The following is a 3,737-nucleotide window of genomic DNA, read 5'->3' as shown; positions in this document are numbered from 1 at the left end:
AATATTGGTTTATCCTTTAAGCCCAGATCAGCTGGAGATAATAAATCCTTCTCCAGACAATCCATGAGCCAGGCTAGTATCCCTCCAATAGTGATAGCATCAAATCCATAACTATCGGCATGTCGTACCAATTTTTCAGCTGCCCTTTGATCAAATATTCCACATAAGGGACCTAAAGCCTGATAGGGCTCGTAATCTTTTTTGTAGATGTTCATCATTTTCTTACAAACAGCAGCACAAGGCTCTCAGCAGTTTTTCTGGGACTTTTTCAGAATAATCTCTTCATTAAATTGCCTGAGATAAATTGTTTACTATATATTTCTGAATAGATGCTCAGTCGTTCCTCTTCACTCATATAGATGCTACGATAATTTAAAGCTAGCATACTTCCCTTGACGGTGGCATAATTAACCCCAAAAGTACCTCCGGTACCAAAATTTTTCTCAAAACAATACTTGGCAGTTGACTCAATATCTTTTGCTGCCATCTTTTCTTGATACTTACTTTCAAACCATTGATCCGCTACCTTCCTATCTCTAAAATCTTCATCTATAAATGTGCCACCATAAATTACCACTGCAATATTATGCTGTTTTAGTATCTTGCTGCCAAAATCGCCTCTCCCAGCCCAGGTATCCACAGCAGTTAATTTCCCATTTTGAATAGGAACCGAGCATATTGCTCCAAAATCTGTTATCGCTGAGGCAGGCCCGGTAGTCAGGATACGAGGTTCGTGGTCAAATAACTGGCCATACCTTTCAAACACATAATTCATCAGGGCATAAACTCCACCTTCTTCTTGCAGCCAGATATTGTGTATGTCTACTGGAAATAGCTCTACCTTAATTTCCTCACCATGAATACGGTTCAGATATAAAACTGAAGTGGTATTCGACCGACCCACAATGGACAGCATATTAAGGCCAAGATTATCAAAAATTAAACCAGCGCCTCCCATAGAAGAAATATAAAACCCACTCCAGCAAGGAGAAAATCCACTGAAAAAGAGTCTATTGGAACCAGGTATGAACCTGCTAGTAAGCCAGTACCAATGTTTAAACTATTATATTTACCGGCTAAAAATAAACCTAAATCAGGTGGGCCAAAATATTCCTCTACCTTAAAATGATCAATCCTATAAAATCCGGAACTTACATCCACCAGGAGAACTTTTTGATAAAAATCTTCTAATTTTTTCTGCACCACATTGCTAATTTTTCTTCATATATTCTCTACACCGGTAACTTTTAATCTTCTTTTTTACTCTGGATTTCTTTCCAGGAACTAATTATCTCTTCACTTAGCAGATTCTGTACTAATTTTTTCAAAATATTATCTCCGCTAAACAAGGAAAGAAATCCAAAATGAGAAATCAAACTGTGTTCTTTTTGTTCATCAATTTTTTTTCTCTTATTATATTTCTTAGTAAGGCAATCAATTAAATCTGAAAAAGAATAGATACGAAACCTATCTAATCCAACTTCCAGGGCAATCTTTTCGGCCAGTGCCAGAGCAATATCCTGATAACTACTATCTTCTGGTAATTTCAATATTTCTACTAATCTGGGTAATACTTTTTCAAAGAGGAGTCTGCGATAGGGAATATTTTCCTTCAAACCAAGGGTTCTAGCTACTTTTACTACCAGCTCAGAGCTAAGATGACTGTAATAGTCAACAAAATAATCTTCTTGATGTTCTAAATTAATATAATAATACTGGCCTGCTAAATTTTTCATAACTCGATACGCATCAAAATAACCTAATTTTAAATTTTGCCTTGCTTTTTCAGCATTAAAATTTAATGGTCCTCCCAAGTTTTCTTTAGCTTCAATATTGATAACATGGAAATTATCTAATTTTATTTTCCTCTTTCTCCCCATTCCACCAACCTGGACCGTAATTAAGGATTTATAACCCTTTTTAACCAGCATACGAATGGGTAGATTATCGTAGATTCCACCATCCAAATAGATCTTATCACCAATTTTAGCCGAACGAAAAAGCGGAAAATTGGCACTGGCAAAAAGATAATCGGCAATCTGACCTTCGGGAATGTCCTCTACAAATAATTCCAGTGCCCTGCGATCGGTAAAGGATACCGTAACCATGCCAAAAATTATATCAGATTTACGCAGCTTTTCCTCATTAACATGTTTTTTAATTAACTTCTGTAAAGGAGTAACATCAATCCCACCTTCAGCAATAATTTCCCCCAACATCTTTAAATAGTATTTAATATCATCCGGTTTTATTTCTAAATGAACTAATTTTTGTAATCTCTCTGCATCAATATTCATAACCTGCAAGGGATGAACATCATGCCAAAGCTGGTAAGCTTTATCAATTTCATGCTGAGCCACCATGGCACCGTTTAAGGCTCCCACAGAGGTGCCGCTAACTCCGGTTATCTTAACATCCATCTCTGTAAGTGCCTTGCAGACACCTATTTCATAAGCACCCTTGGCACCTCCACCCTCTAAAACCAGTCCAAATTCTTCTTTCATAATAATACCTTTTCTATCTCTCTACCTATTGTTCCACAGAACTATATTTCTTTTCATAATAGTTTAGAAAAATATCATCCAATTTTTGTTTAGGAATGTTCTTTTCTGATTTAATTTCACCGGTATAACCTATTGCAACCAGACATAAAACACGCAAATTATCCGGGATTTTTAATAAGCCTTTTACATATTCTTCTGAATCCTGACCGGTGGAAGTATGTCTTTTTCTAAGTTGTACCCAGCAACTACCCAAACCTAAGTGCTGGGCTGTGAGTATAATTAAGGTTGCAGCAATGGAAGCATCTTCTACCCAGACATCAGATTGTTTAGGATCAGCCAGTATCGCTATGACGAGAGATGATTTTGCTAAAAATTTGGATCCCTGTTCTTTTGCTTGGGATAATCTGGAAAGGATTGCCTTATCATCAATAACAATAAACTTCCAGGGATGGTTATTCTTTGATGATGGAGATAAAAGAGCCGCTTGAATAATCTGGTTAATTTTTTCCGGCTCTATTTCTCTATCTTGGAAGATGCGAATACTTCTTCTTTCTTTTATCAATGATAACATTTCAGTCCTCCTTTTTTATTATTATACTATTTATTTTGACTCATGCTATTTAGATCAGTTGAAATTAATCTTTGGTTTATCCTGATCATATTACTCAGATCATCAATTACAGAGAAAAATAGATTATTCTCCTACATTCTATCTTTTCTGCAATAATTGAGTATAATATTTTAGTCCTTCCCTTGTCTAAAGTAAATAACTGCATTAAAATAAAAAAGTGGCTTTTTAGTTCATGGCAATGAGTTAAAACATTAAATTTTTGGGGAGCTTGTTTTGCTTATTAATAAATTATTAAAGATATATTTTTCACCAACCCACTCTACTGAAAAGATTATTCTGGCTGTCGCCAAAGGATGGGGTATTTCTGAACAGAGGACTATTAGTCTTAACTCACTCGAGCAACGTCACAATTTTGAATTTAACCTTAACGCCAATGAAGCGGTTATCTTGGGAATACCTACTTATGAAGAGAGAATACCCAGTATTTTATACCCGGCACTCTGGAAAATTAGAGGGAATAATAATGCTATGGTTCTGGTAGTAACATATGGCAACATCAGTGCTGGAATAACCTTGCAACAATTGTCTAAAATGATGAGCCACCAGGGTTTTAAGATTATTGCCGCAGCTAATTTTATTAGTGAACATGCTTTTTCTCACGG

At 35.8% G+C, this 3,737-nt stretch carries 6 protein-coding genes; 1 reads left to right on the top strand and 5 read right to left on the bottom strand.

The genetic code is table 11. The features are described 5' to 3' along the window. The 5 genes from PHD84_10645 to PHD84_10625 form a co-directional block, all read right to left on the bottom strand. Positions 1-218, bottom strand: a 218-nt coding sequence (locus PHD84_10645; protein MDD5638253.1) for an aldehyde ferredoxin oxidoreductase C-terminal domain-containing protein, incomplete at its 3' end; no start/stop codon positions are given. A gap of 50 nt (positions 219-268) precedes the next feature. Then, positions 269-1,027 (bottom strand): aldehyde ferredoxin oxidoreductase N-terminal domain-containing protein, encoded by a 759-nt coding sequence (locus tag PHD84_10640; GenBank protein MDD5638252.1) that lies wholly within the window; start codon positions 1,025-1,027, stop codon positions 269-271. Further along, positions 940-1,206 (bottom strand): hypothetical protein, encoded by a 267-nt coding sequence (locus PHD84_10635; GenBank protein MDD5638251.1) that lies wholly within the window; start codon positions 1,204-1,206, stop codon positions 940-942. Before PHD84_10635 ends, PHD84_10640 begins: the two co-directional genes overlap by 88 nt. A 41-nt stretch (positions 1,207-1,247) precedes the next feature. Next, positions 1,248-2,504 carry a patatin-like phospholipase family protein gene (locus PHD84_10630; GenBank protein MDD5638250.1) on the bottom strand — a complete coding sequence of 419 codons (1,257 nt, stop codon included), beginning with the start codon at positions 2,502-2,504 and terminating at the stop codon, positions 1,248-1,250. 25 nt (positions 2,505-2,529) lie between these two features. Then, the gene (locus PHD84_10625; GenBank protein MDD5638249.1) at positions 2,530-3,075 is read right to left on the bottom strand and encodes a nitroreductase family protein; all 546 of its coding nucleotides are present in this window, start codon (positions 3,073-3,075) and stop codon (positions 2,530-2,532) included. A 273-nt stretch (positions 3,076-3,348) separates the two neighbouring features. Between PHD84_10625 and PHD84_10620 the strand changes: the two genes are divergently transcribed. After that, on the top strand, positions 3,349-3,737 hold a 389-nt coding region (locus tag PHD84_10620), incomplete at its 3' end, for a 4Fe-4S ferredoxin (protein MDD5638248.1).

It is taken from the genome of Atribacterota bacterium, assembly GCA_028717805.1.
In the GTDB taxonomy this organism is placed as follows: Bacteria; Atribacterota; Phoenicimicrobiia; order Phoenicimicrobiales; family Stramentimicrobiaceae; genus Stramentimicrobium.
Note: the sequence above shows the minus strand (reverse complement) of the source record. Positions and strands in the feature narration are given on the sequence as shown.

Excerpts from the sequence above, each read along its gene's own strand:
- PHD84_10630 (MDD5638250.1), bottom strand. The coding sequence starts at position 2,504 with ATGAAAGAAGAATTTGGACTGGTTTTAGAGGGTGGAGGTGCCAAGGGT.
- PHD84_10625 (MDD5638249.1), bottom strand. The coding sequence starts at position 3,075 with ATGTTATCATTGATAAAAGAAAGAAGAAGTATTCGCATCTTCCAAGAT.